The following is a 24,259-nucleotide window of genomic DNA, read 5'->3' as shown; positions in this document are numbered from 1 at the left end:
AGGAGCGAAGCTTGCTCGCGAAAGCGGTGTGTCAGGCACATCCGTTTTGGATGTGCCGACGTCTTCGCGAGCAAGCTTTGCTCCTACAGGGATTGTGGGGTTTATCGGGGTGGGTAGTTGGCCAGGATCCGGCCCACGGTTTCGCGCACGGCATTGCTGCGATCTGCCGGGTTGGGCGAGCTGCTGAGAATTTGCTCGTCGCTGCCGCGCCACACCAGTTTGCCGTCCTTGCCGTCGAGCAGGTCGATCTGGATGGTCGCCACTTTGTAGCTGACGTTGCGGGTTTCGTTGTACATCGGGCCGCCCCAGTAGCCGTTCCATGGGCCGCCCCAACCGCCGCCGTAATTGGTGGTCACTTGTTGCTGACGGTCTTCGACGATCAGGTAGGCCTGCACATTCACATCACCCTTCTGGCCCCCGGCGGCGGGACGCAAGCCGCGTTGATCGAGCTGATCGGTCACCGCCTGACGGATGCGCTGTTCGGTCAGGTCGCTCTTGATGCGCGGGTCATCGGGGCGGTATTGCAGGGCGGGTTCTTTCCAGCTCCAGTTGCGATAGGCGGCGAAGTCGCGGCTGGCGTCGAAATCATGGTTGACCTGGTGGGCGCAGGCACTGAGCAGCACGGCCACAGCCAGTAATACGAGAGGGCGGAACATGATGGTTCTCCGATTGAAGACATGAACCTGCGCAATGCTTCTTATCTACAAGAAGCTAACTGGGAGGATACGCCGACATGGCCTTTTCCACAGCCTCCCGAATCGCATCGACACGCTGGCTTTGATTGCCCTGGTTCGCCGTTTCGGCGCTGGCGCTCCACACCGGTTGACCGGTGCCGGCGTCGAACAGATCGACACGCACCACCACAACCTGTTCCGAATAAGTGCGCACGATCGGCACGGTTTCGTACATGCCGTAACCGCCGCCATATCGGCGGTAGCCGCCATAACCGCCGCCGTAATAACCGTAGTCGTCCTGAACCTGGCGCAAGCGGGTTTCCAGATGCAGGTTGGCGCTGACCAACAGGTCCGCCGGGCGATTATCGTGTAATGGGCGCAAGCCGCGCTGATCGAGGGCGCTGCTGACCGCTTCGGCCACTTGCGCCGAATCCGCCCAGGCCGAACCCGGCGGCAGTTGCCCGTTGAGCCAGGCCCAACTGCGGTAACGCCCGTAGTCCCGGGGCGGCGCCGGGTAGGCGCTGCGGTCGAAGGTATTCGCCGCTTGCGCGGGCGCCGGCGGCAAGGGGTTGGACGTCGCCACATACGGGTTGCTGCCCTGGCAGGCGGCCAACCCCAGACACATCAGCAGTAACCCTGAACGCGCGTTCATGTTGTTCTCCGATCAGATCGGCCGACAGATCCAGTGCAAGTAACGCCCAAGCCCGGCAAAGCTTGGGTGGCGACGGTGGGCCAGTTCCATTTCGAGCAAGTCCACCAGTTCGGCGCGGGCCTGGAATTCCACCGGCATGTAGTCGTGAAAAACCCGCACCCCACTTTGGGTTTCGACCTGCCACAGACCTTCAAGTTGCGCCGCCAGTTCCCGTGGATCAAGGGGCTGTTGCGGGGTCAGGCTCTGCTTCTCACCGGCCATGTCGTTCTTGCGCATTTTGCGGAAGTGTCCCTTGAGCAGGTTGCGGTAGATCAGTGCGTCACGGTTATAGAAGGCCAGGGACAGCCAGCCCTCCTTGGTCGTGAGTTGATGCAGCACCGGCAGGATCGCGTGGGGTTCGGCCAGCCATTCCAGCACGGCGTGACACAGCACCAGGTCGTAGGGTTCGGTGAGCTGGCCGAGCAAATCCTGCCATGGCGCTTGAATGAAGGTCGCGCTCTGGCCGGCGTCGGCGAAGCGTTGGCGCGCGCCTTCGAGCATTGGCGCGGCCGGTTCGGCGAGGGTGACGTCATGCCCGCGCTGGGCCAGCCACAGCGACATGTGACCGAGGCCGGCGCCGATGTCGAGGACGCGCAGCGGACGGTCCGGCAGGGTTTCCGCCAGGTCGGCTTGCAGCACGGCCAGGCGAATCGCGCCTTTGGCCCCGCCGTAGATTTTTTCCGCGAAGCGGGTCGCCAGTTGATCGAAATGACGGTCGCTCATCAGCTGAACCGCCGTTCGCTGTCCGCGAGTTTGCTGCGCACCACTTCGTTCATGTCCAACCCCAACTCGCTGCACAGCAATAAGAGATAGAGCACGATGTCGCCGACTTCCTGCCCGGCGTGGGCCAGTTTGTCGGCGGGCAATTGGCGGGACTGGTCTTCGCTCAGCCACTGGAAGATTTCCACCAGCTCGGACATTTCCACGCTCGCGGCCATGGCCAGGTTTTTCGGGCTGTGAAATTGGCGCCAGTCATTACGGTCACGGATGGCGTGCAGGCGTTCGGTCAGTTCAACAAGGTTCATCGGGCTCTCCTGAAGGCGTATAGCTTCGGGGGGATGGCGGGTGAAGGCAAGTCCCGGAGATTGCGCGCTTTTCCATGGGTGTCGAACCTGTGGCGAGCGAGCTTGCTCGCGTCGGGCTGCGCAGCGGCCCCTTGGGTGAGTGCTGCGCACTCAAGCGGGAGCAAGCTCCCTCGCCACAAAAGCCCTGCCACAGGGGCAAGTCAAACCCTCTATGCTAGTAGGGAACTCGGCACTACGATCCGCGGCCCAAGTCAGGCGCGGCAACCTTGCCACCACCATCATCAGGACGCCCACATGCAGGTAGAAAGTTTCTTTGAATGGCTCGGCCAGGCACTCGGTTCGGTCATCCGCTTTATCGTCGACGGCCTCAGTGGCCTGTTCAATATCCTCAGCCATGCCGGCAGCAACTTTGTCGAAGGGCTGTCCCGGACACTGGGCATGGACACCTCGATCATCAGCATCATCGCGCTGATCATCGGGCTGATGCTGTTGTGGTCGGCGATCCGGGCGTTCATGAATGCGTCGATCATCATGGGGATCATCTGGTTGTTGCTGGGGCTTTGGTTGTTGAGCTGGATCATCCACTGACACCCCTGATCGTTCCCACGCTCTGCGTGGGAATGCAGCCCGGGACGCTCCGCGTCCCTGACGACGTGACGCAGAGCGTCACAGGAGTCATTCCCACAGAGCGTGGGAAAGATCACGCAAACTGTCGCTACAATGCCCGCTCCCCAAGGAGCCCGCATGTCCAACCTGATCGCCGACTGGCGCGACCGCCCGACCCACCGCAAGGTCTGGGCCCTCGCCGCCCCCATGATCCTCTCGAACATTTCCGTACCGCTGGTGGCGCTGGTCGACAGCACCGTCATCGGTCACTTGCCCCACGCCCATCAACTGGGCGCCGTCGCCGTCGGGGCCAGCCTGTATACCTTCCTGGCCTGGGGCATGGGTTTTCTGCGCATGGGCACCACCGGTTTTGCCGCACAGGCCGCCGGGCGCGGGGATGGCGCGGCGTTGCGGCAGATTCTGTTGCAGGGCCTGCTGTTGGCCATGGGCCTGGCCATCGTGCTCGGGGCGGCGGGGATTCCGTTGAGCGGCGTGGCGCTGCACTTCATGCAACCGTCGGCCGAGTTGGATCAACTGACCCGGGAATTTTTCCACACCCGTTTGTTTGGCCTGCCGGCAGCGCTGGCCAGTTACGCGCTGGTCGGCTGGTTCCTCGGCACCCAGAACGCCCGGGCGCCGCTGGCGATTCTGCTGGGCACTAACCTGGTGAACATCGCGCTGAACCTGTGGTTCGTCCTCGGCCTGGACTGGGGCGTGGTCGGCGCCGCCCGAGCGTCGGTGATTGCCGAATGGACCGGTGCGCTGATCGGCCTGTTGATGACGCGCAAGGCCCTGCGCGCCTATCCCGGCCACATCGCCTGGGCCGCCCTGGCGCTGTGGCAGAGTTGGCGCCCGCTGCTGGCGGTCAACCGCGACATTTTCATCCGAAGCCTGGTGCTGCAATCGGTGTTTTTCCTGATCACCGTACAAGGCGCGCGGCTGGGCGATGCCACGGTCGCCGCCAACGCGCTGCTGCTCAACGGTTTGTTATTGACCGCCCACGCCCTCGATGGCCTGGCCCACGCCGTGGAAGCCCTGTGCGGCCACGCCATCGGCGCGCGGGATCGCGATGCTTTGCGCCGCTCATTGGTGGTGGCCGCCGGTTGGTCGTTGATCGCCAGCCTGGGCTTTGCCGCGCTGTTTCTGTTCGCCGGGCATCTGTTCGTCGAGATGCAAACCAACATCCAGAGCGTGCGCGACACCGCGTTCGTCTACCTGCCCTACCTCGCCGCCCTGCCGCTGATTGCGGTCTGGAGTTACCTGCTGGACGGGTTGTTCATCGGCGCCACCCGCGCCCGGGAAATGCGCAACGGCATGCTGTTGACCATGCTGCTGTTGCTGCCCTTCGCCTGGGCGTTGCAAGGTCTGGGCAACCATGGGCTGTGGATCACTTTCCTGCTGTTCATGTTGCTGCGCAGCCTGACGCTTGGCGCGATTGCCTGGCGCTTGCGCCAGAACGATGGCTGGTTTGCCGGCCGCGTTCACTGACTCGGCGTGGATTTGACGAAAGACGTGACCTCATCCAGCACCGGCGCCAGGCCGCGCAGGGGCCGGGACAGCGTCGCCACCAGCGTGGCGTGGCTGGTGCGGGCATAGTATCGATCCTGAACCGCAACCCCGGCCGCCCGCAGTTTGTTCGCCAAGCCGCCGGTGTTGCGGGTCGGGTTGACCACGTCATCGTCCTTTGCCGCGATTAACAAGGCCGGCGGCGCCCCGCGACTGATGTGATTGATCGGCTGTGACTGCGGCGGTGAATCTGGCCAGAAAAATACCGGGCGCACCTCGGGATTCTTGATCGGCAGAAAATCATACGGCCCGGCCAGGCCGATCCAGCCACGCAGATCATGGGGCGACATGCCCACCGCCTCCAGCAACGGCGGCTCCAGCGCCAACATCGCCACGTTGTAGGCCCCCGAACTGTGGCCCATCAGGAACATCCGCTCAGGGTCCCCGGAAAACTCACGAATGTGGTCGTGGGCCCAGGCCACGGCTTTGGCGCAGTCCTCTAGAAACAGCGGATAACGCACCTGTGGATACAAACGATAATCCGCCAGCACCGCGACGATGCCTCGGGAGGCCAACGCCTCGCCGACAAAGCTGTAATCGCTGCGTGAACCGCTGTTCCAGCTGCCGCCATAAAAAAACACCACCACCGGCGCGTTTTTCACCGGATACCGGGGCACATACACATCGAGTTTTTGCCGTGGATCACCGCCATAAGCAATGCCGTCGGTCTTGTCGAAAGTGCCGTCAGGGGTGAGGGCATTGAGCATTTTCAGTGGCGAACAGGCAACCACCATGGCCAGTAAAACCCCGCCGATACACGCCTTGAACAGTCGTCGAATTGTGTTCGCCATGTCGGTGACATCCTCGTGTCAGGGTTGATCGCCCTGCCAGCGATTGCGCAGGTAATCGAGTCGTTCCTGCTGGGTCTGCCCCGGCAAGGGTTGCGCGGGCAAAGCGCCCGGACACTGCAAGCGTAGCCACAACCAGCCATCCAGTACCGGCCGTTCACTAAAGCCCAGCGCTAGGCCTTCCTGCACATGGGACCACAAGCGGTTGTACTCAGTGCCAGTGGATCGGCTCCAGTGCCAGGCATGTTGCTCCAGCACACAGGTTTGCAGCTTTTCCTGTTGGCGCGGGCTGAGGTTTTCTTCGACCGCCAGCGGGCTGACCGCCAGTCCCGGATTGAGCAGTTTCTGCCAGCCCTGACTGCCAATGGCCCGATCGGCCCAGGTCCCGCCGAACCAGCGCAACTGGCTGATCGGGCCAAGCCAGCGGCTCAGCTCCTCGGCATCACAGGCATCAAAGAAGTAGCTGGCGCAGTGCGGGTTGTAATAGCTCAGCAACGCCCGGTGATGCAGGCCGAGCGACACCGTGAGCATGCGCCGCAAATGCGCCAGCAGCAGGGCCACCGACGCCTCGCTGACCAGCAGCAAACCTTGCCAGGTGTGGGGCTCGCTGTAGCAAAACTCGATCAGCGCCGGGCAGTCCCGCAGTTCGATCAGCGCCGGTCCGTGCTCGCGCAAGGAATGCAACTCGGTGTCTTCGAACAACCAGCACCAGCGCACATCGGTGAATCGTCGCCGCAGCATGGCCGCCGCGCCAGGCGCACCGGGTACATCCAGCAACAGCCATTGCGAGGTCGGGTCTGGCGTCTGGACGCCGATCATGCCGCACCGCTCTGGCCAAACAGCGTTGCCGCCCGACAGGTGCAGACCTGCTCCCGACAATGACTGAAACTACCGCCGCCCGGCAGCAGGCAGAGCAACAGCAAGGGTTCGCTCGATCGCAGCAAGGCCAGCAAACCTGCTGATTCAGGCTGCACCGCGCTCGTCACTTCAGGTTCATTGACGCACGGCGGGCCTTGCAGCAACCCGGTGATCAACGGCTGGTCCGGATCGCCCTCGATGAAACTGACCACCACCTCGGCCCCTGCCCTCCATTGCGAACGGGCGGCGTTGTTCAGTTCGGGGGCCAGGGGCAGCCAACAGTGATCCGGTTTTGCGCCTTCGCCTTGATAGAGCCAGTCGAACTGCACCGCCACGGGACGCGCCGGATCGGGTTGGGCCTCCTCGACATCGACGACCCAGGCCCGTTGCAGGCTGAGCATCCGGGGTTTCGCCGGCCCATGGGTGGCCACCCAGGGCGCCTCCCATGGCACGGCGCGAATCGTGTTGGCATAGGCAAACAGCGGCTCCTGGCCGCCCCGGTGCTCAACCTCAATCAAGCGCCACACATCATTCCATTCATTGACCGGATGACCGGCCAGCGGCATCAACTGACCACTGCGCAACGTCGTCAGGGTCGTCCGGCCCTCGGCGACCGGCGCCGCATTCACACCAACTTGCACCTCGAACCGAGACACTGCGCACGGCTCGCTTTCACCCTGGAACACCAGCGTTTGCCCATGGCGCGAGGCCCCCTGATCGTCACTGATGATCAAACAGTGCCCTCGGCTGGAATGCTCGAAGTGGTAGTGAAGACGCTCTTCGGCGCACAGGCGCTGGAAAAATTGCAGGTCCGATTCGCGGTACTGCGTGCAGAAATCCCGGGGCGGGTAATCGCTGCTCAAGGCCAGGCGCCAGTCCTTGCCGGCAATCCCATGCTCCTTGAGCACCTGCCCAAGAATCTGCGGCACCGAACGCCCGCTGAAAATGCGCTGGCTGAAGCGCTGGGCCAGGCACGCCAGTTTCGGCCGCAGACGCACACGACACAGCCGGGACAAGGTGCCATGTTCACGCTGGACGAGTTCATGCAATTGCCCGTGGATACCGGTGCCCGAGGCTTCGAACTGCAAGAACGCCCCGCGATACAGCAGGCTGGCAAGGTCGAGTGTCGGGTCATCGATCAGCAGGTCCACCTCGAACACAAACGGTTCGCTGATGGCTTCACTGCCGGTAAAGGCCAGGACCTCAAAGGCGTCGGGCAGGCCCGCTACGTCCAGACGAAATGACGGCTCGTTGACTGGATCGAACATCGGCGATTCTCTACAGGAGGGGCGGCCGGGGATTCTCGCCGAGAGACATGGCCGAGTAGAGTGCCGAAGTACAACTTAGGAAATGACCTACGCGAAAAGAAGACCACATCGCTTTAACAACCGTCGATGTGAGTCATTTCGTTTGAAAACAGGGAAATGTCGCACCGGGTCATCTGAAATTTCCGCAGCGTGCGGAACATTTTCAGACAACCCGATGGGAACAGTGCCTTACCTCAAGAAGACAGGTAAGACGAGCGGGTCAGGCCCAGGCGCAGCGCGTCGAGGAACTGGGTACGCTCGGCGGCAGTGATGCGCGCACTGGCGCACTTGTCGCGGTAGTGGGTCATCAACTCCTCCGGCGACAAGTGCACGTAGCGCAGCATGTCTTCGATGGTGTCGTGGGTCTCGATCCCGGCGTGGTAAACGCTGCCGTCGGCGTTCTGGTAGATGTTCACCGAGTCGGTGTCACCGAACAGGTTGTGCATGTCGCCGAGAATTTCCTGGTAAGCGCCGACCAGGAAGATCCCCAGCAGGTAGTCTTCACCTTCGTTCAGGCCGTGCACGGGCAGGCTGGTTTCGATGCTCTGCTCGTCGACGTATTGCTTGATCTTGCCGTCGGAGTCGCAGGTCAGGTCTTGCAGCACCGCACGGCGCATCGGCTCTTCGTCGAGACGGTGCAGCGGCAGGATCGGCAATACCTGGCCGATGGCCCAGGTGTCCGGCAGGCTCTGGAACACCGAGAAGTTGCAGATGTACTTGTCGGCCAGCTTGTCGTTGAGTTCGTCGAGCACTTGGCGGTGCGAACGCTGACGCGCCTTCAACGAGTTGTGCAGACGACGGCAGACCGCGAAGTAGCACTGCTCGGCCAGGGCTTTTTCCGCCAGGGTCAGCTTGCCATCGGCGTACTGGGCGGCGATGTCGCTCATGTAGTGCGTGGCGCGCCAGTAGGTTTCGGTGACCATCTCGATGTCGGTCGGGCCCAGCAGGTCAACCAGCCACTGCACGGTTTCCGGCAGCTCTTCCTTGTTCTCGATCTTCGGCACGTCGTCGTTGTGTTTCTCGACGTCGGTCACTTGCACCACCAGCATCGCGTGGTGGGCGGTCAGGGAGCGGCCGCTCTCGGAGAAGATGTTCGGGTGCGGCAGGCTCTGCGCGTCGCAGAACTCCTTGAGCATCCCGACCACGACACCGGCGTAGTCGTCCATGTCGTAGTTGATCGAACTGGCGTTACGCGAGTGCGTACCGTCGTAGTCCACGCCCAAGCCGCCGCCGACGTCGATGTGGTCCACCGGCAGGCCGAGGTTGCGCAGTTCGCCGTAGTAGCGGATCGCTTCCTTGAAACCGTGCTGGTAGTCCGCCAGGTTGGCGATCTGCGAGCCCATGTGGAAGTGCAGCAGGCGAATGCCTTGATCCAGGCCCGCAGCGCGGAAGCGCTCGACCACGGACAGCAACTGCGCCGCCGACAGGCCGAATTTGGATTTCTCGCCGCCGGTGTCCGCCCACTTGGACGAGGCCAGGGACGACAGGCGCACGCGCAGGCCAACCTGTGGCTTGACCTTGAGCGAGGCCGCTTCTTCGATCACCAGCTCAACTTCGGATTCTTTCTCGATCACGATGAACACGTTGTGACCGAGCTTCTGACCCATCAACGCCAAGCGGATGAACTCGCGGTCCTTGTAGCCGTTGCAGACGATGGTGCCGCCCTTCGGCGCCAGGGCCAGCACGGCCAGCAGCTCAGGCTTGGAACCGGCTTCCAGGCCGATGGACACGTCCTGGGTGGCAATGATGTTCTCGATCACCGCTTCTTGCTGGTTAACCTTGATCGGGTACAGCGCGGTGTATTTGCTCTGGTATTCCAGGCGCTCGATGTTGGCGTCGAACGCGCCGGTCAGCTGACGCACGCGGTCTTGCAGGATATCGGGGAACCGCACCAGCAATGGCAAGGACAAACCGCTTTTGCGCAGTTGGTCGACTTGCTCGAACAGGTCGATAGGCGAACTGGTCGGACCGTTCGGACGAACTTCGACGCGACCGGCGTCATTGATCGCGAAATATCCGGCCCCCCAATGGCGGATCCCGTAAACACTGCGGCTGTCCGCAACTGTCCATTGGCTGCCATCGTCTTTGCGTGTGCGTCTTACGGACATTGAAGTCCCCTATAAAGAAGTCATAGAGCGTCGCCTGGGTTCAGGCCGGCGCAGTCTAAAGAATGAAAATGACGGTTCGTCAACGAGGGGATAGACCTCGCTGAGCGCAGTGAGTTTAGAAACCAGTCAGAACAGGCTCTGTGAAAACCATGTAGGCGACGCCGGACCGAATGAAATCAGGACCGGATCAAGCCGAGGGTGGTTTTCACAGAAGCTGCTAGCCGCCGGACTTCTTGGCCTTGAAACCCAGCTTGATCAGCTCGGCCAAGAGTAGCTCGACATGATCGCCCTGGATTTCGATGATGCCGTCTTTCAACGCCCCACCGGTGCCACAACGCTTCTTCAAGGTGGTCGCCAGGGCCGTGAGCGCATCCAGAGCCAACGGCACGCCGGTGATGGTGGTCACCGTCTTGCCGCCACGCCCCTTGCTTTCGCGACGCACGCGAGCAATGCCGTCGCCGGCCGGGATCACGGTCTGTTTGCAGATACAGGCGTCCACCGGTTTACTGCAATCCGGGCAATGACGACCTGCGTCGGTGGAAAATACCAGGCCACCTAGGGCGGCGAAGGATGCGGCTTTTTTGGCCACCGGCAATCCTCTTGGGAGGACAAAGACTGGCCGCGGCAACCCGGGAGGACGCCATCGACCGCGAAGCCCCACTCAGGCAGGGGCAGCGCTACTGAAACGGTACAGACCTGTAGGAGCGAAACTTGCTCGCGAAAGCGGTGTGTCAGGCACATCCATTCCGGATGTGCCGCCGTCTTCGCGAGCAAGCTTCGCTCCTGCAAAGAGCCATGTCGGTTCAGCTTGAAAAGGTCGCGCAGTGTAACGGCAAAAAGCCGACTTGCTAAGAGCCAATCGGCGCCAATTTATGGCTCTTTTGCGACGTCGGTTTGCTGAGCCCGCAGATAACGCTTCAACGCGGCCAAAGAGTCCGGGCAGTAAGGCTTTTGCTGGATTTCCAGCATCACCTGATCGATCGGGATAAAGCGCGCTTCAAGCACTTCTTCCGGCTGCAGGATCAACGGGCCGTCCCACACCGCCGAAAACGCCGAACACCACAGCCGATTGCCGGTGTCTTCGAAGAAAAAATGGTCATGGGCAGTCAGTTCCACACCGCTTACCCCCAGTTCCTCTTCCAGCTCTCGGGCGGCCGACTCGGCGTAGCTCTCGTTGGCCTGGACCATGCCCCCCGCCGCCACGTCCCAGTAACCGGGATAAATGGCTTTGCTCAGGGTGCGCCGGTGTACGCAAAGTTCACCGGCCGAGTTGAACAGCATGATGTAGGTGCCGCGCCCGATCAGCCCGCGTTCGCGCAAGTCGCGGCGGACCAAGCCGCCGAGCAGGTTGTCCTGCTCGTCGACCCAGGCGATCTGTTCGGCATCCGAGGCCGCGCGATGGGCGGCCTCTTTGGCGTTATCAACCATGAATCAGCCCTGGTTCAGCAGTTGACGCAAATCGATCACCGCCGCGTTAGCCCGGGAAATGTAGTTGGCCATGACCAGCGAGTGGTTGGCCAACACGCCGAAGCCGCTGCCGTTGAGGATCATCGGGCTCCAGACCGGCTCTTGGGAAGCCTCCAGTTCACGGATGATCTGGCGCACGCTGACCGTGGCGTTTTTCTTCGCCAACACGTCGGCGAAGTCGACTTCGATGGCACGCAACAGGTGGGACAAGGCCCAGGCCTGGCCGCGCGCTTCGTAAAACACGTTGTCGATCTGCATCCACGGGGTTTCGACGATTTCTTCGTCAACCTGCGGTACCTGGCCCGGCACCACCACTTCGGTTTTCAGCGAAGTGTTGAGCTTGACCCGGCCAACGCTGGCCGACAGGCGTTGCGACAACGAACCCAAACGGGTGCCGACATCGCCCAGCCAGTTGTTCAGGTTGTCGGCGCGGGCATAGAACAACGCGTTTTTCTGCGACGGGTCGGACAGGCGCGCCTGGTAGCGGCTCAGGGAATTGATGCCTTCCTGATACTCCGACTCACTGGACGGCAAGATCCAGCTCTTGTTATCGAAGTTGAAACGCGGCTCGGCCTTGGCCAGGTCCGAGTCTTCCGCCGACTGCGATTGCGAGCGGGCGAAGTCTTTACGCAGGGCGCGGGTCAGGTCGCGGACCTGCACCAGCACGCCATATTCCCAGCTCGGCATGTTGTCCATCCACAGGCCCGGCGGGAAGCGGTCGTTGGAAATGTAGCCGCCCGGTTTGGTCAGCAACGTACCGGCGACGGTCTTGAGGGTTTCCACCGTGGTGTAGCCGACGACCATCTGCTTGCCTTGTTGCTCGGCCGCGACCTGGGCATTTTGCTGGACCGGAAACAGCGCAGGCTCTTCGCTCCAGTACCAGCCCAGGCCGATGGTCACCAACAGGTAAATGGCAATCAGAGTGGCCAGCGCCCGGCTGAACAACAGGCCGCTGACGTAGCTGCGGGTGGCCGATTTCGGTTCAGCGGCACGTTCGGGTGCGCTGCCCGCGCGGTTCTTCCAGTCCAGCATGGCGATATCCTTTCAATCACTTGAGTTCATCGGTTCGACCACAACCCTACGCCATCGTGCCGCTTTTTACCGCACCTCAATCCTGCGGGAAACAACGAGCCATACAATCGCGGCGATCGAGGCGCCACTATAAATGAAGCACAGCCCTGGAGCCTATGCGACCAGTCGGTCAGAAACTGAATGAGGTCGCTTTGCAGATTATTGACGTACGACACTCATGTGACGGAAAAGAGGTGCTAGCATAGAGCCACCAGTCGATCTCAGCATGCACCCTAACTAGTAGTCAGGATATGACCGAGCCAGAAGACCCCAGCCGTGAGCGCCTCAAGCACCACTTTGCCCAGCGGGTAATTCATCAGGCACGTCAAATTCTTGAGATATGGCAGCGCCTGCAACGCAGCGAGTGGTCCACCACCGATTTGTCCGAGCTGAGCGAGGCCAACCTGCGCCTGCTGCTCTTTGCCGAGCGTTTCGAACAACCGGAACACTCGCAACTGGCGCGCCACATCGGCCAGTCGCTGGAAGCGGTGGACGCCAATCGCGGACGCCTGAGCAGCGGCCTGATCACTGACCTCAACCGTTTGATGCAGCGCCTGTCGCGCACCGGCCTGCGTCACGGCGATCAACTGGACCAGACGTTCCTGCCGCCGCTGCGCAAGCCGATCTACGTGATGTTGCAGGATCACGACCGGGCCGAGCGGCTGGCCAAGCAACTGGAATTCTTCGGCCTCAGCGCCCAGTCCCTGGACAGCGTCTCGGCGTTTCGCTCCTCGATGGTCGAGCGCTTGCCGGCGGCGATTGTCATGGATGTGGACTTCAGCGGCCCCGGCATCGGGCTGAAACTGGCCGCCGAAGCCCAGGTCGGCCTCGACGAACCACTGCCGCTGTTGTTTTTCAGCCTGCACGAAACCGACACCCCGACCCGGCTCGCCGCCGTGCGCGCCGGCGGCCAGGAATTCCTCACCGGCACCCTCGAAGCCTCGAGCCTGCTGGAGAAGATCGAAGTCCTGACCTGCGTCGCCCAGTACGAACCCTATAAAGTGCTGATCATCGACGACTCCCGCGCCCAGGCCCTACACACCGAGCGCCTGCTCAACAGCGCCGGGATTGTCACGCGGACCTTGATCGAACCGATCCAGGCCATGGCCGAACTCGCGGATTTCCAGCCCGACCTGATCATCCTCGACATGTACATGCCGGCCTGCACCGGTACCGAACTGGCCAAGGTGATCCGCCACAACGACCGTTATGTCAGCGTGCCGATCATTTATCTGTCGGCCGAGGACGACCTGGACAAGCAGCTCGACGCCATGAGCGAAGGCGGCGACGACTTCCTGACCAAGCCAATCAAGCCCCGGCACCTGATCACCACCGTGCGCAACCGCGCCGCCCGTGCGCGTAACCTCAAGGCGCGGATGGTCCGGGACAGCCTCACCGGTCTGTACAACCACACGCACATTCTGCAATTGCTCGAAGACTGCTCGTTCCGCGCCCGTCGCGAGAACAAGCCGTTGAGCTTTGCGATGCTCGACATCGACCACTTCAAACGGGTCAACGACAGCCACGGCCACCCCATGGGCGACCGGGTGATCAAGAGCTTGGCGCTGTTTCTCAAGCAACGCTTGCGCAAGACCGACTTCATTGGCCGTTACGGCGGTGAAGAGTTCGCCATTGTCATGCCGGACACCGATGTCGAATCGGCCCACAAGGTGCTCGACGAAATCCGTCAGCGCTTTGCCGAAATTCACTACCCGGCCCAACCGCAAGACCTTTGGTGCACCTTCAGCGCCGGGGTGGTGGAGCTGCGCGAAGATTCCGACAGCCTGATGATGGCCAGCCAGGCGGACGAGGCGCTGTACCGCGCCAAGGATGCCGGGCGCAACCGTGTGCAGGCCGCGCGGGCGTCAAAGCAAAGTGCCACTTTTTCATCGGAATCCACTGAGTCGGTCATAACCCTGTAACACAAACGCAATAAATTCAGGCGCTTACCATTCTGCCGTCGGTAGACCCGTTATGCGCCTGAAGCTGCTGACCAATCTCAATACTCTCCTGCTGATCGCCGTGTGCGTCGCCCTCGGCGCCACGCTGTGGTGGTCGCAAAAAGCCCTGGAGCGCCCCTATCTGTTGATGGAGCGCTACCTCGGTTTATCCCAGCAGTTTCAAAATGAAGTGGCGCGTAACGTCGAGGATTACCTGTCCAGCGGCGATGCCTTGCGCTTGAGCAGTGCCGGCCAGGCCATCGATGGCCTGCAAAAAGAACTCACCGAACTGCCCCCGACCTTGGCTGAGTCCTTGCGCCCGAGCCTGTCGAGCCTGGAAGAATTCAGCAAGACCGACCTGCTGGCCGCCGGCAAACTTGCGGGGGATCCGCAAGCGCTATTACTGCAAGCCGAACGGGAACTGGGCGCCAGCCTCGATCAGCTCAGCCAGTACGCCAGCACAAACGCGAGCTACCTGACGCCGTTGCTCACCGCCTCCCAGCACTTGGGCAAGCTGTCCCTGGCCCGGGACAAACTGGTCAGCAGCGGGCGCAGCGAACTGGCCGCTGATGTCGAGCGCGAGGTCACCAGCATTCGCGCCCAAGCGACGCAACTGGATGCGTTGCCGCTGCTTGGAGTGACGGCCAGCGTGGAATCGAGCAGCGACGATTTCAACGCGATGATGGGCCTGGAGAACACCGAAAAAGCCGTGGCCGAAGATGCCGGCGTCGGCCTCAAGCGTGAATTGAACGGCCTGCTCACCCGCTACCCGGCGGAACTGGCGCGCACCCGCGATCAAATTCAAAAACGCGCCGACCTGAGCGCCGCCACGCACCTGAAAATCGCCGCCGTGCAACAAGCCATCGCCGGCCTGGAACCGGTGGTACGCGCCCAGCACGGGCAGATCCAGGGCGAAGTGCGCTTGATGCAAGGGCTGATGATCGGTCTGATTCTGCTGATCGCACTGTTGATCGACACCCTGCAACGCCGTTTGGCCCGAACCCTGACCAACCTCGCACCCGCCCTGTCGACCTGGGCCGAAGGTGACTTCAGCCAGGACATTCAACTGGGCAAGACCAACCGCGAACTGCATGACATCCAGGCCTCGCTCAATCGCTTGCGTGCTTATCTCGTGGACTTGGTAGGGACCATTCGCCTCAACGCCGAACAAGTCGCCGGCAGCAGCCGCACCCTGGCCGAGTTGAGCAACGACCTGCACAGCGGCGCCGAGCATCAGGCCGGCGACACCGCGCTGATCCGCGACTCCCTGGGCGAACTGGAAGCCACCATTCAGCAAGTGGCCGGCGACGCCAGCCAGGCCGCCGATGCCAGCCGTAATGCCGGGCTGGCGGTGGAGCATGGGCAGAAGGTCATCGGCTTGAGCCTGACCGGGCTGCATGCGTTGGTGGGCGAGGTGCAAGGCAACGCGCAGATGATCGAACACCTGGCCGAAGAGTCGGCGACCATCGGCGGCGTGCTGACGGTGATCCGCTCGATTGCCGACCAGACCAACCTGCTGGCCCTGAACGCGGCCATCGAAGCGGCGCGCGCCGGGGAAATGGGCCGTGGTTTTGCGGTGGTCGCCGAAGAAGTGCGCTCCCTCGCCCAACGCACCGCCGGCGCCACTGCCGAAATCCAGACCTTGATCGCCGGCCTGCAAACGGCAGCGCGGCAATCGGTGGAAGGCATGCGCGCGCAAGTCGAACATGCCGAAGCCACGGCCAATCAGGCACAAGACGCGGATGGGGCGCTGGATAAAATCGTCGACGCGATCCAGACCATCGCCGACACGGCGGTGCGCATTGCCGATGTCACGGCGCAGCAAAGTGGCGCGGTCAGCGAGATCCGCGATCACAGCGAGCGGATTCATCAGTTGGGTGGGGATAATTTGCTGAGGATTGGCCAGGGGCGTGAGCAAGGGGAGAATTTGTTGGTGTTGGGTGGGCGGCTTCACACCGCCGTCCAGGCCTTCCGCGTCTGATTAATGATCGTTTTCACCGTGCGTGGGAATGATCGGGGCACCTGTAGGAGCGAGGCTTGCCCGCGAAGAACGATAACGCGGTCTGCCTGATGTACCGCGTTATCGTTCTTCGCGGGCAAGCCTCGCTCCCACAGGTACGGCGGCAATCCGCGTCGCTGTCCGCTATCATGCCCCCACGTCCAACACGCGAGATTGTCATGCGCCGTTTGCTTTGCCTGCTGCTGTTAGTGCTCGCCCTGCCGGCCTCCGCCACCGGGTTGCTGGACAGTCGGCCCAGTTCGACATTGGGTTCGATCAACAACAGCGCCGATTTCCTGCCGGTGCGCGAAGCCTTTCAGTTGAGCCTGGTAGACAGCACGCCGCAATCGATCAAGCTGCGCTTCGTCGCCACCGAGGGTTACTACCTCTATCGTCACCGTTTCCAGTTTCGCGCCGATCCGGCGGATGTCGCCCTCGGCGCGGCGCAACTGCCCGACGGTGAAAAGAAGCACGATGAGTACTTCGGCGATGTCGAGGTGTACCACGGGATTCTCGATGTAGAACTGCCGCGCACCGATCAACGACCGTTTACATTGGTGGTGACCTATCAGGGCTGCGCCGACAAAGGCCTGTGCTATCCGCCGGAAACCGAGCGGTTGAGCATTGATGGCAACGGCGCGGTGGTTGCCGATAAGGTCGCCACCACGGCGGCAAACTGGAGCTGGCGCGAACTGGCGTTGTTCTTCCTCGCCGGATTGGGCCTGACGTTTACGCCCTGTGTGCTGCCGATGCTGCCGATCCTGTCCAGCGTGGTTCTGCGCGGCCAGATTGGCGGGGTGCGCGGCTTCAATCTGTCCCTGGCCTACGTGCTGCCGATGGCCGCGTGTTTCGCCCTGCTCGGCGCGCTGATGGGGATGTTCGGCGCGCAGCTCAATCTTCAGGCCCGCCTGCAATCGGCCTGGGTGCTGGTGCCGTTCGCCACATTTTTTGCGGTGTTTGCGTTGGCGATGTTCGGCGTGTTTGAGCTGAAACTGCCGCACTTCATCAGCAGCCGACTGGACCGGATTGCCGGGCGCACCGAGGGCGGCTCGTTGTGGGGCGCGGCGGTGTTGGGGGTGGTTTCCAGCCTGTTGGTATCACCTTGCGTTTCCGCGCCCTTGGCCGGTGCGCTGCTGTACATCAGCGCCAGCGGCGATGCGCTGGGCGGCGGATTGAAACTGTTCGTGCTGGGCCTGGGCATGGGCACGCCGCTGTTACTGGTAGCCACCGGCGGTGCGGCCTGGCTGCCGAAAAGCGGCCCGTGGCTGGTCTATGTGAAAAACGCGATTGGCGTGTTGTTGCTGGCGCTGGCGATTGGTTTGCTGAGCCGCGTCGTACCGGGCCAGGTCACCTTGCTGCTGGTGGGTTTGCTATGGGGTGGCGTCGGCCTGTTCCTGGGCGCGCTGGAGTTTGTGTATAAACCGCCGCGAAAGCGCCTCGGGCAATTGCTCGGCCTGTTCCTGCTGTTTTACGCGATGGCCTGCTGGTATGGCGCTTTCAGCGGCCAGGGTGACTTGCTCAACCCGCTGGGCCGCACCGTGGTTGCCAACCAAACGCAAACCAGCAACGCCTGGCAAACCGTCAGCACGCCAGCCGACCTCGACCGTGTCCTCGCCGAAGCCAAATCGTCCGGCACTCCGCTGTTGCTGGACTGGTATGCCGACTGGTGCATCAGTTGCAAAGTCATCGAGCACGAGGTGCTCAACGACACCAAAGTCGTCGAACATCTGCAGGGTTATCGATTGATCCGTTTCGACATCACCGCCAGCAATGCCGAGCAACGCACCCTCCTCGACCGCTACAAGCTGTTTGGCCCGCCCGCGCTGATGTTTTTCGGCAAAGACGGCGCCGAACGTGCCGATGTGCGAGTGATCGGCGAGATCAATGCGAAAGACTTCGCCGAACGTGTCGTCAAAGCGAATGACCGGATTTAATCACTCGGTCATATATTTCGCGCAAACATCGGCCATCGTGCTGGCTATTGCATAGAACTGGACAGTCACAAAGGCTTTGCGGCATAGTCGCCGGGTTCTGACAATTGCACACAGATAACAAGGAACAGCAGATGGCGACGCTACTGGTTCTGCACGGACCCAACCTGAACTTGCTCGGCACCCGCGAACCGGGCGTCTACGGGGCGACCACCCTGGCGCAGATCAACCAGGACCTGGAACGCCGTGCCCGTGAAGCCGGCCATCATTTGCTCTACCTGCAAAGCAACGCCGAGTACGAATTGATCGACCGCATCCACGCTGCCAGCAGCGAAGGTGTGGACTTCATTCTGATCAATCCAGCAGCTTTTACTCACACAAGCGTCGCATTACGTGACGCGCTGCTGGCGGTGAGCATCCCATTCATCGAAGTGCATTTGTCTAACGTGCACAAACGCGAACCTTTCCGCCATCACTCTTACTTCTCCGATGTAGCGGTGGGAGTGATCTGCGGCCTTGGCGCCAGCGGTTATCGACTGGCCCTGGAGGCCGCCCTGGAACAGCTTGAAACACAAGCTAAACGCCCCTGACCGACCCTTGGGAGTTGATGATTCATGGATATCCGTAAAGTTAAGAAACTGATCGAATTGCTGGAAGAGTCCGGCATCGACGAGCTCGAGATCAAGGAAGGCGAAGAGTCCGTTCGCATCAGCCGTCACAGCAAGACCCCGGCTCAGCAGTACTACGCTCCTGCGCCAATGCACGCTCCGGCCCCGGCACCTGTTGCCGCTGCTCCGGTGGCTGCTGCCGCCCCTGCTGCTCCGGCCGCCCCCGTACTGAACGGCACCGTTGCCCGTTCGCCTATGGTCGGCACCTTCTATCGCAAGTCTTCCCCGTCCTCGCCATCCTTCGTTGAAGTGGGCCAGACCGTGAAGAAAGGCGACACCCTGTGCATCGTTGAAGCGATGAAGATGATGAACCACATCGAAGCTGAAACCAGCGGTGTGATCGAATCCATCCTCGTCGAAGACGGCCAGCCGGTTGAGTACGACCAACCGCTGTTCACCATCGTTTGAACCGCGGAGAGACTTTGATGACTGCGAAGTTGGAAAAAGTTCTGATCGCCAACCGCGGTGAGATCGCCCTGCGGATCCTGCGTGCCTGCAAAGAGATGGGCATCAAGACCGTCGCCGTGTACTCCACGGCAGACAAAGAGCTGATGCACCTGGGTCTGGCGGACGAATCCGTCTGCATCGGTCCGGCATCGGCTGCAAAGTCTTACCTGCACATTCCGGCGATCATCGCCGCGGCTGAAGTGACCGGCGCTACCGCTATTCACCCAGGCTACGGTTTCCTCGCGGAAAACGCCGATTTCGCCGAACAGGTCGAGAACTCCGGTTTCGCCTTCATTGGCCCGAAAGCCGACACCATTCGCCTGATGGGCGACAAGGTATCGGCCAAGCACGCCATGATCGCGGCCGGTGTTCCAACCGTTCCGGGTTCCGACGGTCCGCTGCCGGAAGACGAAGAAACTGCCCTGCGCATCGGCCGTGAAGTCGGCTACCCGGTGATCATCAAGGCCGCTGGCGGCGGTGGTGGTCGCGGCATGCGCGTTGTGCATAAAGAAGAAGACCTGATCTCCTCGGCCAAACTGACTCGCTCCGAAGCTGGCGCGGCGTTCGGCAACCCGATGGTCTACCTGGAAAAATTCCTGACCAACCCACGTCACGTGGAAGTCCAGGTGCTTTCCGATGGCCAGGGTCACGCGATCCACCTGGGCGACCGCGATTGCTCGCTGCAACGTCGTCACCAGAAAGTTCTCGAAGAAGCGCCGGCACCGGGCATCGACGAGAAGGCTCGTGCTGAAGTCCTCGCCCGCTGCGTCAAGGCGTGCATCGACATCAACTACCGTGGCGCAGGTACTTTCGAGTTCCTGTATGAAAACGGCGCGTTCTATTTCATCGAAATGAACACCCGCGTTCAGGTTGAGCACCCGGTATCGGAAATGGTCACCGGCATCGACATCGTCAAGGAGATGCTCAGCATCGCCGCTGGCAACAAGCTGTCGTATACCCAGGAAGACGTCGTCATCCGTGGTCACGCACTTGAATGCCGAATCAACGCCGAAGACCCGAAAACCTTCATGCCAAGCCCAGGCACGGTCAAGCATTTCCACGCGCCAGGCGGCAACGGCGTTCGCGTCGATTCGCACCTGTACAGTGGCTATGCCGTTCCGCCGAACTACGATTCGTTGATCGGCAAGCTGATCACCTACGGCGCAACCCGTGACGAAGCCCTGGCGCGCATGCGCAATGCGCTGGACGAAATCGTTGTCGACGGTATCAAGACCAACATCCCGCTGCACCGCGACCTGGTCCGCGATGAAGGCTTCTGCAAAGGTGGAATCAACATCCACTACCTGGAACACAAGCTGGCTAACCAGCATTAAGATGTGATCCAGACCAACAAAGCCGCTTTCGAGCGGCTTTGTTGTTTCTGCTTTATGCGTTTCCCGACAGCGCACTACACCTGCGGGCTCTCCTGGATTGTCATGCCCATGAGGTACTCGGCCCAGGGATCACGCCCACTGATCGCATCCTCCAGGCTTGGCGTGCTGGCGGCCGTCAGGCGCAGTCCCAGACTCGCCGAGAACAGGCTGTTGCTCAGCACGTCCGAGGCCAGGCTGCGGATTCGGAATGACGTCATGGTTTGCGGCACGTCCAGGGTGCTGGCATCCGCGGCGGCCTGTTCGGGGGCCAGCGTCATGGCGCCGAACTTTTCCAGAGTGACCGTAGACGTCACGCCAGGCATGGGCATTGCCCCGGTTTCATAAGCGGCCCAGTCAAGCGGCAACAAGGTCGGGGCACCGGTGGCGACCGTCGAACCGGGCGTCGCCGAGCCAGGGGAAGTCGGTTCGGCGTACCCGCGCAAACGCCGGACATTCAAGTCCTCCCGCTCGACGACGAGCCATTGCCCGGGGAAAAACTCGTAGACGCAATCGGCAAAGGCTGGGTGCTGGCACAGCACCAGGATGCCGAAACGCCCCCGCGTCACCGTACCGGCCTGGGACTGACTGACGAAGAACAGCGTCAGCGCGCCATATTCCAGACGCTTGCGATGCCTCAGCGACATTAGCGACAGGCTGTACCGCAGCGCCTGCACATGCGCAGCCCACAGTTCGGTTTCACGGGTGACGAAATCCTGGCCGTACGCCGTATTGACGTCGCTCAGCAAATGGAACTGCCGGGCCATGCCCGGATAATCGAGGGTGTCACTGGTGGAGGTCCAGCGGTTCGAGCCCGAGGCCAATAGCCCGGCCAGGTGCAAATCGACTAACGAAGCCTGCTGGACGCCCTGCCCCACTGCGGTGTCTCCCGCCGCCGTCGGATCATCCGGCAGCCGCGTCAGGACCTTCCTTTCCAGCGCCTCATTGCCCGGGTAAACCCGGCGCAAATCAGCCAGGGCCATCTCACGGCGAGTGACGGGCACACGGTGGAACGAGTCAATGGTTGTCTGGAGCCCCTCATACTGAGCCAGCAAGGCGGCCTTGCCCCTGGCGAGTTCCGACGATGTGAACACCTCACCGTTTTTGGGCAGCAAACCATTGGCCCGTGCCCAGTCGATCACCGGGCCGGAAAATTCTTTCAACTCCCAGTACTGCGGCTTGATCGACTTCAGCCGGTCGCCGCTCATGATGCTGTCGAACGTCAGCCGGCGCGAAGACCCGGGGTACTTCCCCTCCAGGTACGCGACACAGTGCTTGAAATGCACCCAGACCTGGCCGGACATATAGGCCATTGCTTCAGGAATATCCCGCACCAGGAACTCAGGCGCGATACCACTGAGCAACAGGTGCGCGGCCAGCGGCGCGCTGCTGTTGCCGATCCCGAAGTCAGCCACCAGCCGTTGCTCGATGACGGCCAGGAGATTGCCATAGCCGTCCGCCCAGAATGCCTCGTCCGCCAGGTCAATCCCGGCAATCCGGGCCCTGCTCTGCCCGGCCAGCGGATCAAGACTGAGAATCGCCGCCGCCAGCACCAGCGAGTGACGACCAGCGCGGGTCGCGGCGTGACGGGCCTGCTCGCCATGCCAGGTCACGGCCCGGGACAGCGTGTCCGCCAGTTTTTGCGCCCGCGGGCACGCGAGCATCTGCGAGACCAGCAGATCAGCCTCGGCCCGTACGCTCTCACTGGACTTGCCCCTCACCAGTGACTGCGCAAGGTAGTCGAACAACGGGCCATCAATCCCGCCCATAAACTGCGCCGCCGCATCGCGCACCTGCTGGCGCTGGGAAGCTGAAAGCACAACGGTGACGTCGACCCTTTTCAGCACTGACCAGTAATACAGCGAAGTGCCGATCCTCGGCATGAAATGCTCGGGCTCTTCAATGATCTGCAAGCGCCGGGATAACAAGGGCGACGACACGGAGGCAAATGGCCCGCCCAGCGCATTCCAGTACTCCACCGACGGGCGCGGGCGCAATGGCACCCCACGCAGTCGCTGCGCCATGACCAGCGCCTCTTGCGCCGTGACCGATGGCGCGAGGCTGTAGAACTTCAGCATCTGCTCCAGCGTCACGTTGCCATTGGATCGAAGGGCGCCACCGGTTCGACGGGCAATCGCCGCCAGGGACTGGAACTTGCCTGCCAGCACAGCGACGGCGTTCACCGCCGTGTCCAGGTCGGCCCAGGTACCGTCCAGCTTGAGACCACCGACATAACCGGAACTGCTCACCAGCACATGACCGGCCGGATCCAGTTGCCTGGATCGGATGATGCTTTTGAATTCATCCAGCGCCATGACCGCCAACAGTTCTTGGCGGCCAGCCTCGATCAACTCCGACAGCGGCGAATCAGGGTCGATGGCGACCGTCACCGCGCCAGTGGCGACAGCGGCGCTATCCTCCAGGCCGCTGCCCAGGCGCTGGAGTTCGAAGCCCATCCAGTAGCGGTTATTGAGCAAGCCCAGGTAACGCCGATGCCTGAGCAACGCTGCGGTGGAATGGGCCGACGCATGGACATAGGGTGTGAAGGTATCGGGCTCCTGACACAGGTCGACGACCAGCGCCCGAACCTCATCCACATCCGTCGGCGTCTCGCGTTCATAGGCCCGTAGCACGACAGCCAGGCTGAAACAGCCATCGGCATGCACGTTGGCGCCGAGTTTCTGCGCCAGTGCGGCGAGCTCACGCAAATCACCGGCCACCTCCGGCGCCGAGAGCCGGTCGGCCGCCACGGCTTTCGGCACGGCAAACCGATCGACTTCCATGAGCGTCTTCTCGACCAGGGAAAAATAGTAGCCGGCCGGCGTCGGCAAGCGCCCCACATTCAATTTGATGCTCAGGCCCTGGAGCAGACGCAGCGCCGAATTCATTGTTTGCGACAACATCGAGCCGGAATCCAGTTTGATGCGCCGCCGATAAGCTTCCAGGAAATCGTAATCTCCCGTGCTCGAGAGCTGATCCTGCAGCGCTCGTTCCAACTCGCGGGCCACCTTCGCGCAATCCTTGAGTTGTTCCGCCTGCTCCACCGACACGGAGGTGGAAATATGGCCACTGCTGTCAATCACCGGAAAGCCGGACAATCGGCGCAATTCGTCAATCAGGACATGGGCCTGGGGGCGATTGGCCGGCAGCGGGTAGCCGTGGAAAGCCAGGGTCGCCGCCAGGGAAAACGCATGGCTGGAAGCTGTCGATGGGTCCCGCAAACCAAACGGATCAATGCCGGCGGGGTCGATGATCCGCGCCACAGCGTTGATGGGGTCCGCCACCCGCCACCAACCGGAATCATCGTGCAAGGCCATGACCTTCGGGGTCGTAACAGCGTCTTCAACGGCATTCACATACAACGTCCCGTCGTGCACCCGCAGGCTCTTGAGGTCCAGATGACGCTCGGCCGCCCAAGCCAGGAATTCCGGGTGCTGGATGGCTTTGAGGTACACGTCCAGCCATTGCCACAGCATGCAATTCTCGGGGAGGGCAAAGGTATCGGGCATTTCATACCGGATCGACTCCCGAGCCACAGCGGCCGACAGGCAGTCGATCAGCACATTGATGAGCGCGCGGTCGCCCTCGTCGCCCTTGACCTGAAAATCCGCCAGCCGGATCGAGTCCAGGTCTTTGCCGGCCACCGGCCCCTTGATAAACAGATGTTCTTCCATGAAAAAAGTACCGCTGCCAGGCCCCCAGGTATTGGGGCGCCATGAATGACCTATGTTCGTAAAGCGCAC

20 protein-coding genes are annotated in these 24,259 nt (G+C 61.9%); 8 read left to right on the top strand and 12 right to left on the bottom strand.

The window, feature by feature from the left end; translation table 11 throughout:
* Positions 1–101: 101 nt before the first annotated feature.
* From FQ192_RS23480 to FQ192_RS23465, 4 genes are read right to left on the bottom strand one after another with little or no spacing between them, the layout of a single operon-like run.
* Positions 102–656 (bottom strand): DUF4136 domain-containing protein, encoded by a 555-nt coding sequence (locus FQ192_RS23480; RefSeq protein WP_149660685.1) that lies wholly within the window; start codon positions 654–656, stop codon positions 102–104.
* Positions 657–711: 55 nt separating this feature from the next.
* Positions 712–1,326 (bottom strand): DUF4136 domain-containing protein, encoded by a 615-nt coding sequence (locus FQ192_RS23475; RefSeq protein WP_149660684.1) that lies wholly within the window; start codon positions 1,324–1,326, stop codon positions 712–714.
* Between the two features lie 12 nt (positions 1,327–1,338).
* Positions 1,339–2,088: a methyltransferase gene (locus FQ192_RS23470; protein WP_149660683.1), complete on the bottom strand. Its 750-nt coding sequence runs from the start codon at positions 2,086–2,088 to the stop codon at positions 1,339–1,341.
* Positions 2,088–2,390 carry a MazG-like family protein gene (locus FQ192_RS23465; RefSeq protein ID WP_017336358.1) on the bottom strand — a complete coding sequence of 101 codons (303 nt, stop codon included), beginning with the start codon at positions 2,388–2,390 and terminating at the stop codon, positions 2,088–2,090. The genes FQ192_RS23470 and FQ192_RS23465 overlap by 1 nt, the downstream gene beginning before the upstream one ends.
* A 294-nt stretch (positions 2,391–2,684) precedes the next feature.
* On the opposite strand from FQ192_RS23465, the gene FQ192_RS23460 reads away from it, so the two are divergent.
* The gene (locus tag FQ192_RS23460; RefSeq protein ID WP_133839339.1) at positions 2,685–2,978 is read left to right on the top strand and encodes a hypothetical protein; all 294 of its coding nucleotides are present in this window, start codon (positions 2,685–2,687) and stop codon (positions 2,976–2,978) included.
* Positions 2,979–3,134: 156 nt separating this feature from the next.
* Entirely contained in the window at positions 3,135–4,484 is a 1,350-nt protein-coding gene (locus FQ192_RS23455; RefSeq protein ID WP_149660682.1) for an MATE family efflux transporter, read from the top strand.
* Here the strand turns inward: FQ192_RS23455 and FQ192_RS23450 are convergent.
* From FQ192_RS23450 to FQ192_RS23420, 7 genes are all read right to left on the bottom strand, one after another.
* Positions 4,478–5,353 carry an alpha/beta hydrolase gene (locus FQ192_RS23450; RefSeq protein ID WP_149660681.1) on the bottom strand — a complete coding sequence of 292 codons (876 nt, stop codon included), beginning with the start codon at positions 5,351–5,353 and terminating at the stop codon, positions 4,478–4,480. The genes FQ192_RS23455 and FQ192_RS23450 overlap by 7 nt on opposite strands.
* 18 nt (positions 5,354–5,371) lie before the next feature.
* The gene (locus tag FQ192_RS23445; protein WP_149660680.1) at positions 5,372–6,169 is read right to left on the bottom strand and encodes a DUF4123 domain-containing protein; all 798 of its coding nucleotides are present in this window, start codon (positions 6,167–6,169) and stop codon (positions 5,372–5,374) included.
* Positions 6,166–7,476 carry a type VI secretion system Vgr family protein gene (locus FQ192_RS23440; RefSeq protein ID WP_149660679.1) on the bottom strand — a complete coding sequence of 437 codons (1,311 nt, stop codon included), beginning with the start codon at positions 7,474–7,476 and terminating at the stop codon, positions 6,166–6,168. The genes FQ192_RS23445 and FQ192_RS23440 overlap by 4 nt, the downstream gene beginning before the upstream one ends.
* A 233-nt stretch (positions 7,477–7,709) precedes the next feature.
* Positions 7,710–9,623: an arginine decarboxylase gene (gene speA / locus FQ192_RS23435; protein ID WP_149660678.1), complete on the bottom strand. Its 1,914-nt coding sequence runs from the start codon at positions 9,621–9,623 to the stop codon at positions 7,710–7,712.
* A 217-nt stretch (positions 9,624–9,840) separates the two neighbouring features.
* On the bottom strand, positions 9,841–10,212 hold the full coding sequence (locus FQ192_RS23430) for a translation initiation factor Sui1 (protein WP_123599678.1): 372 nt from the start codon (positions 10,210–10,212) through the stop codon (positions 9,841–9,843).
* Positions 10,213–10,493: 281 nt separating this feature from the next.
* The gene (locus FQ192_RS23425) at positions 10,494–11,051 is read right to left on the bottom strand and encodes an NUDIX hydrolase (protein WP_149660677.1); all 558 of its coding nucleotides are present in this window, start codon (positions 11,049–11,051) and stop codon (positions 10,494–10,496) included.
* A 3-nt stretch (positions 11,052–11,054) separates the two neighbouring features.
* On the bottom strand, positions 11,055–12,122 hold the full coding sequence (locus tag FQ192_RS23420; protein ID WP_149660676.1) for a DUF2333 family protein: 1,068 nt from the start codon (positions 12,120–12,122) through the stop codon (positions 11,055–11,057).
* A 290-nt stretch (positions 12,123–12,412) separates the two neighbouring features.
* On the opposite strand from FQ192_RS23420, the gene gcbA reads away from it, so the two are divergent.
* The 6 genes from gcbA (at position 12,413) to accC (ending at position 20,480) form a co-directional block, all read left to right on the top strand.
* Entirely contained in the window at positions 12,413–14,083 is a 1,671-nt protein-coding gene (gene gcbA / locus FQ192_RS23415; protein ID WP_149660675.1) for a diguanylate cyclase GcbA, read from the top strand.
* A gap of 52 nt (positions 14,084–14,135) precedes the next feature.
* Positions 14,136–16,082 (top strand): methyl-accepting chemotaxis protein, encoded by a 1,947-nt coding sequence (locus tag FQ192_RS23410; RefSeq protein ID WP_149660674.1) that lies wholly within the window; start codon positions 14,136–14,138, stop codon positions 16,080–16,082.
* A gap of 197 nt (positions 16,083–16,279) precedes the next feature.
* Positions 16,280–18,034 (top strand): protein-disulfide reductase DsbD, encoded by a 1,755-nt coding sequence (locus FQ192_RS23405; RefSeq protein WP_149660673.1) that lies wholly within the window; start codon positions 16,280–16,282, stop codon positions 18,032–18,034.
* A 131-nt stretch (positions 18,035–18,165) separates the two neighbouring features.
* Positions 18,166–18,621, top strand: a complete 456-nt coding sequence (gene aroQ / locus FQ192_RS23400) for a type II 3-dehydroquinate dehydratase (RefSeq protein ID WP_149660672.1) — start codon at positions 18,166–18,168, stop codon at positions 18,619–18,621.
* A gap of 24 nt (positions 18,622–18,645) precedes the next feature.
* The gene (accB, locus tag FQ192_RS23395) at positions 18,646–19,107 is read left to right on the top strand and encodes an acetyl-CoA carboxylase biotin carboxyl carrier protein (RefSeq protein ID WP_054044024.1); all 462 of its coding nucleotides are present in this window, start codon (positions 18,646–18,648) and stop codon (positions 19,105–19,107) included.
* Between the two features lie 17 nt (positions 19,108–19,124).
* On the top strand, positions 19,125–20,480 hold the full coding sequence (gene accC / locus FQ192_RS23390) for an acetyl-CoA carboxylase biotin carboxylase subunit (RefSeq protein ID WP_054044025.1): 1,356 nt from the start codon (positions 19,125–19,127) through the stop codon (positions 20,478–20,480).
* A 74-nt stretch (positions 20,481–20,554) separates the two neighbouring features.
* On the opposite strand, the gene FQ192_RS23385 is transcribed toward accC, so the two are convergent.
* Positions 20,555–24,190 (bottom strand): hypothetical protein, encoded by a 3,636-nt coding sequence (locus FQ192_RS23385; protein ID WP_149660671.1) that lies wholly within the window; start codon positions 24,188–24,190, stop codon positions 20,555–20,557.
* Positions 24,191–24,259: the final 69 nt, after the last annotated feature.

It is taken from the genome of Pseudomonas sp. ANT_J12, assembly GCF_008370045.1.
Lineage (GTDB): Bacteria > Pseudomonadota > Gammaproteobacteria > Pseudomonadales > Pseudomonadaceae > Aquipseudomonas.
The sequence above is the reverse complement of the archived record's forward strand: the minus strand, read 5'-3'. Positions and strand labels throughout refer to the sequence as shown.

Excerpts from the sequence above, each read along its gene's own strand:
- accC (WP_054044025.1), top strand. The coding sequence starts at position 19,125 with ATGACTGCGAAGTTGGAAAAAGTTCTGATCGCCAACCGCGGTGAGATC.
- FQ192_RS23410 (WP_149660674.1), top strand. The coding sequence starts at position 14,136 with ATGCGCCTGAAGCTGCTGACCAATCTCAATACTCTCCTGCTGATCGCC.
- FQ192_RS23425 (WP_149660677.1), bottom strand. The coding sequence starts at position 11,051 with ATGGTTGATAACGCCAAAGAGGCCGCCCATCGCGCGGCCTCGGATGCC.
- aroQ (WP_149660672.1), top strand. The coding sequence starts at position 18,166 with ATGGCGACGCTACTGGTTCTGCACGGACCCAACCTGAACTTGCTCGGC.
- FQ192_RS23445 (WP_149660680.1), bottom strand. The coding sequence starts at position 6,169 with ATGATCGGCGTCCAGACGCCAGACCCGACCTCGCAATGGCTGTTGCTG.
- FQ192_RS23385 (WP_149660671.1), bottom strand. The coding sequence starts at position 24,190 with ATGGAAGAACATCTGTTTATCAAGGGGCCGGTGGCCGGCAAAGACCTG.
- gcbA (WP_149660675.1), top strand. The coding sequence starts at position 12,413 with ATGACCGAGCCAGAAGACCCCAGCCGTGAGCGCCTCAAGCACCACTTT.
- FQ192_RS23405 (WP_149660673.1), top strand. The coding sequence starts at position 16,280 with ATGCGCCGTTTGCTTTGCCTGCTGCTGTTAGTGCTCGCCCTGCCGGCC.
- FQ192_RS23440 (WP_149660679.1), bottom strand. The coding sequence starts at position 7,476 with ATGTTCGATCCAGTCAACGAGCCGTCATTTCGTCTGGACGTAGCGGGC.
- speA (WP_149660678.1), bottom strand. The coding sequence starts at position 9,623 with ATGTCCGTAAGACGCACACGCAAAGACGATGGCAGCCAATGGACAGTT.
- FQ192_RS23460 (WP_133839339.1), top strand. The coding sequence starts at position 2,685 with ATGCAGGTAGAAAGTTTCTTTGAATGGCTCGGCCAGGCACTCGGTTCG.
- FQ192_RS23450 (WP_149660681.1), bottom strand. The coding sequence starts at position 5,353 with ATGGCGAACACAATTCGACGACTGTTCAAGGCGTGTATCGGCGGGGTT.
- FQ192_RS23465 (WP_017336358.1), bottom strand. The coding sequence starts at position 2,390 with ATGAACCTTGTTGAACTGACCGAACGCCTGCACGCCATCCGTGACCGT.
- FQ192_RS23420 (WP_149660676.1), bottom strand. The coding sequence starts at position 12,122 with ATGCTGGACTGGAAGAACCGCGCGGGCAGCGCACCCGAACGTGCCGCT.
- FQ192_RS23455 (WP_149660682.1), top strand. The coding sequence starts at position 3,135 with ATGTCCAACCTGATCGCCGACTGGCGCGACCGCCCGACCCACCGCAAG.
- accB (WP_054044024.1), top strand. The coding sequence starts at position 18,646 with ATGGATATCCGTAAAGTTAAGAAACTGATCGAATTGCTGGAAGAGTCC.
- FQ192_RS23475 (WP_149660684.1), bottom strand. The coding sequence starts at position 1,326 with ATGAACGCGCGTTCAGGGTTACTGCTGATGTGTCTGGGGTTGGCCGCC.
- FQ192_RS23470 (WP_149660683.1), bottom strand. The coding sequence starts at position 2,088 with ATGAGCGACCGTCATTTCGATCAACTGGCGACCCGCTTCGCGGAAAAA.
- FQ192_RS23480 (WP_149660685.1), bottom strand. The coding sequence starts at position 656 with ATGTTCCGCCCTCTCGTATTACTGGCTGTGGCCGTGCTGCTCAGTGCC.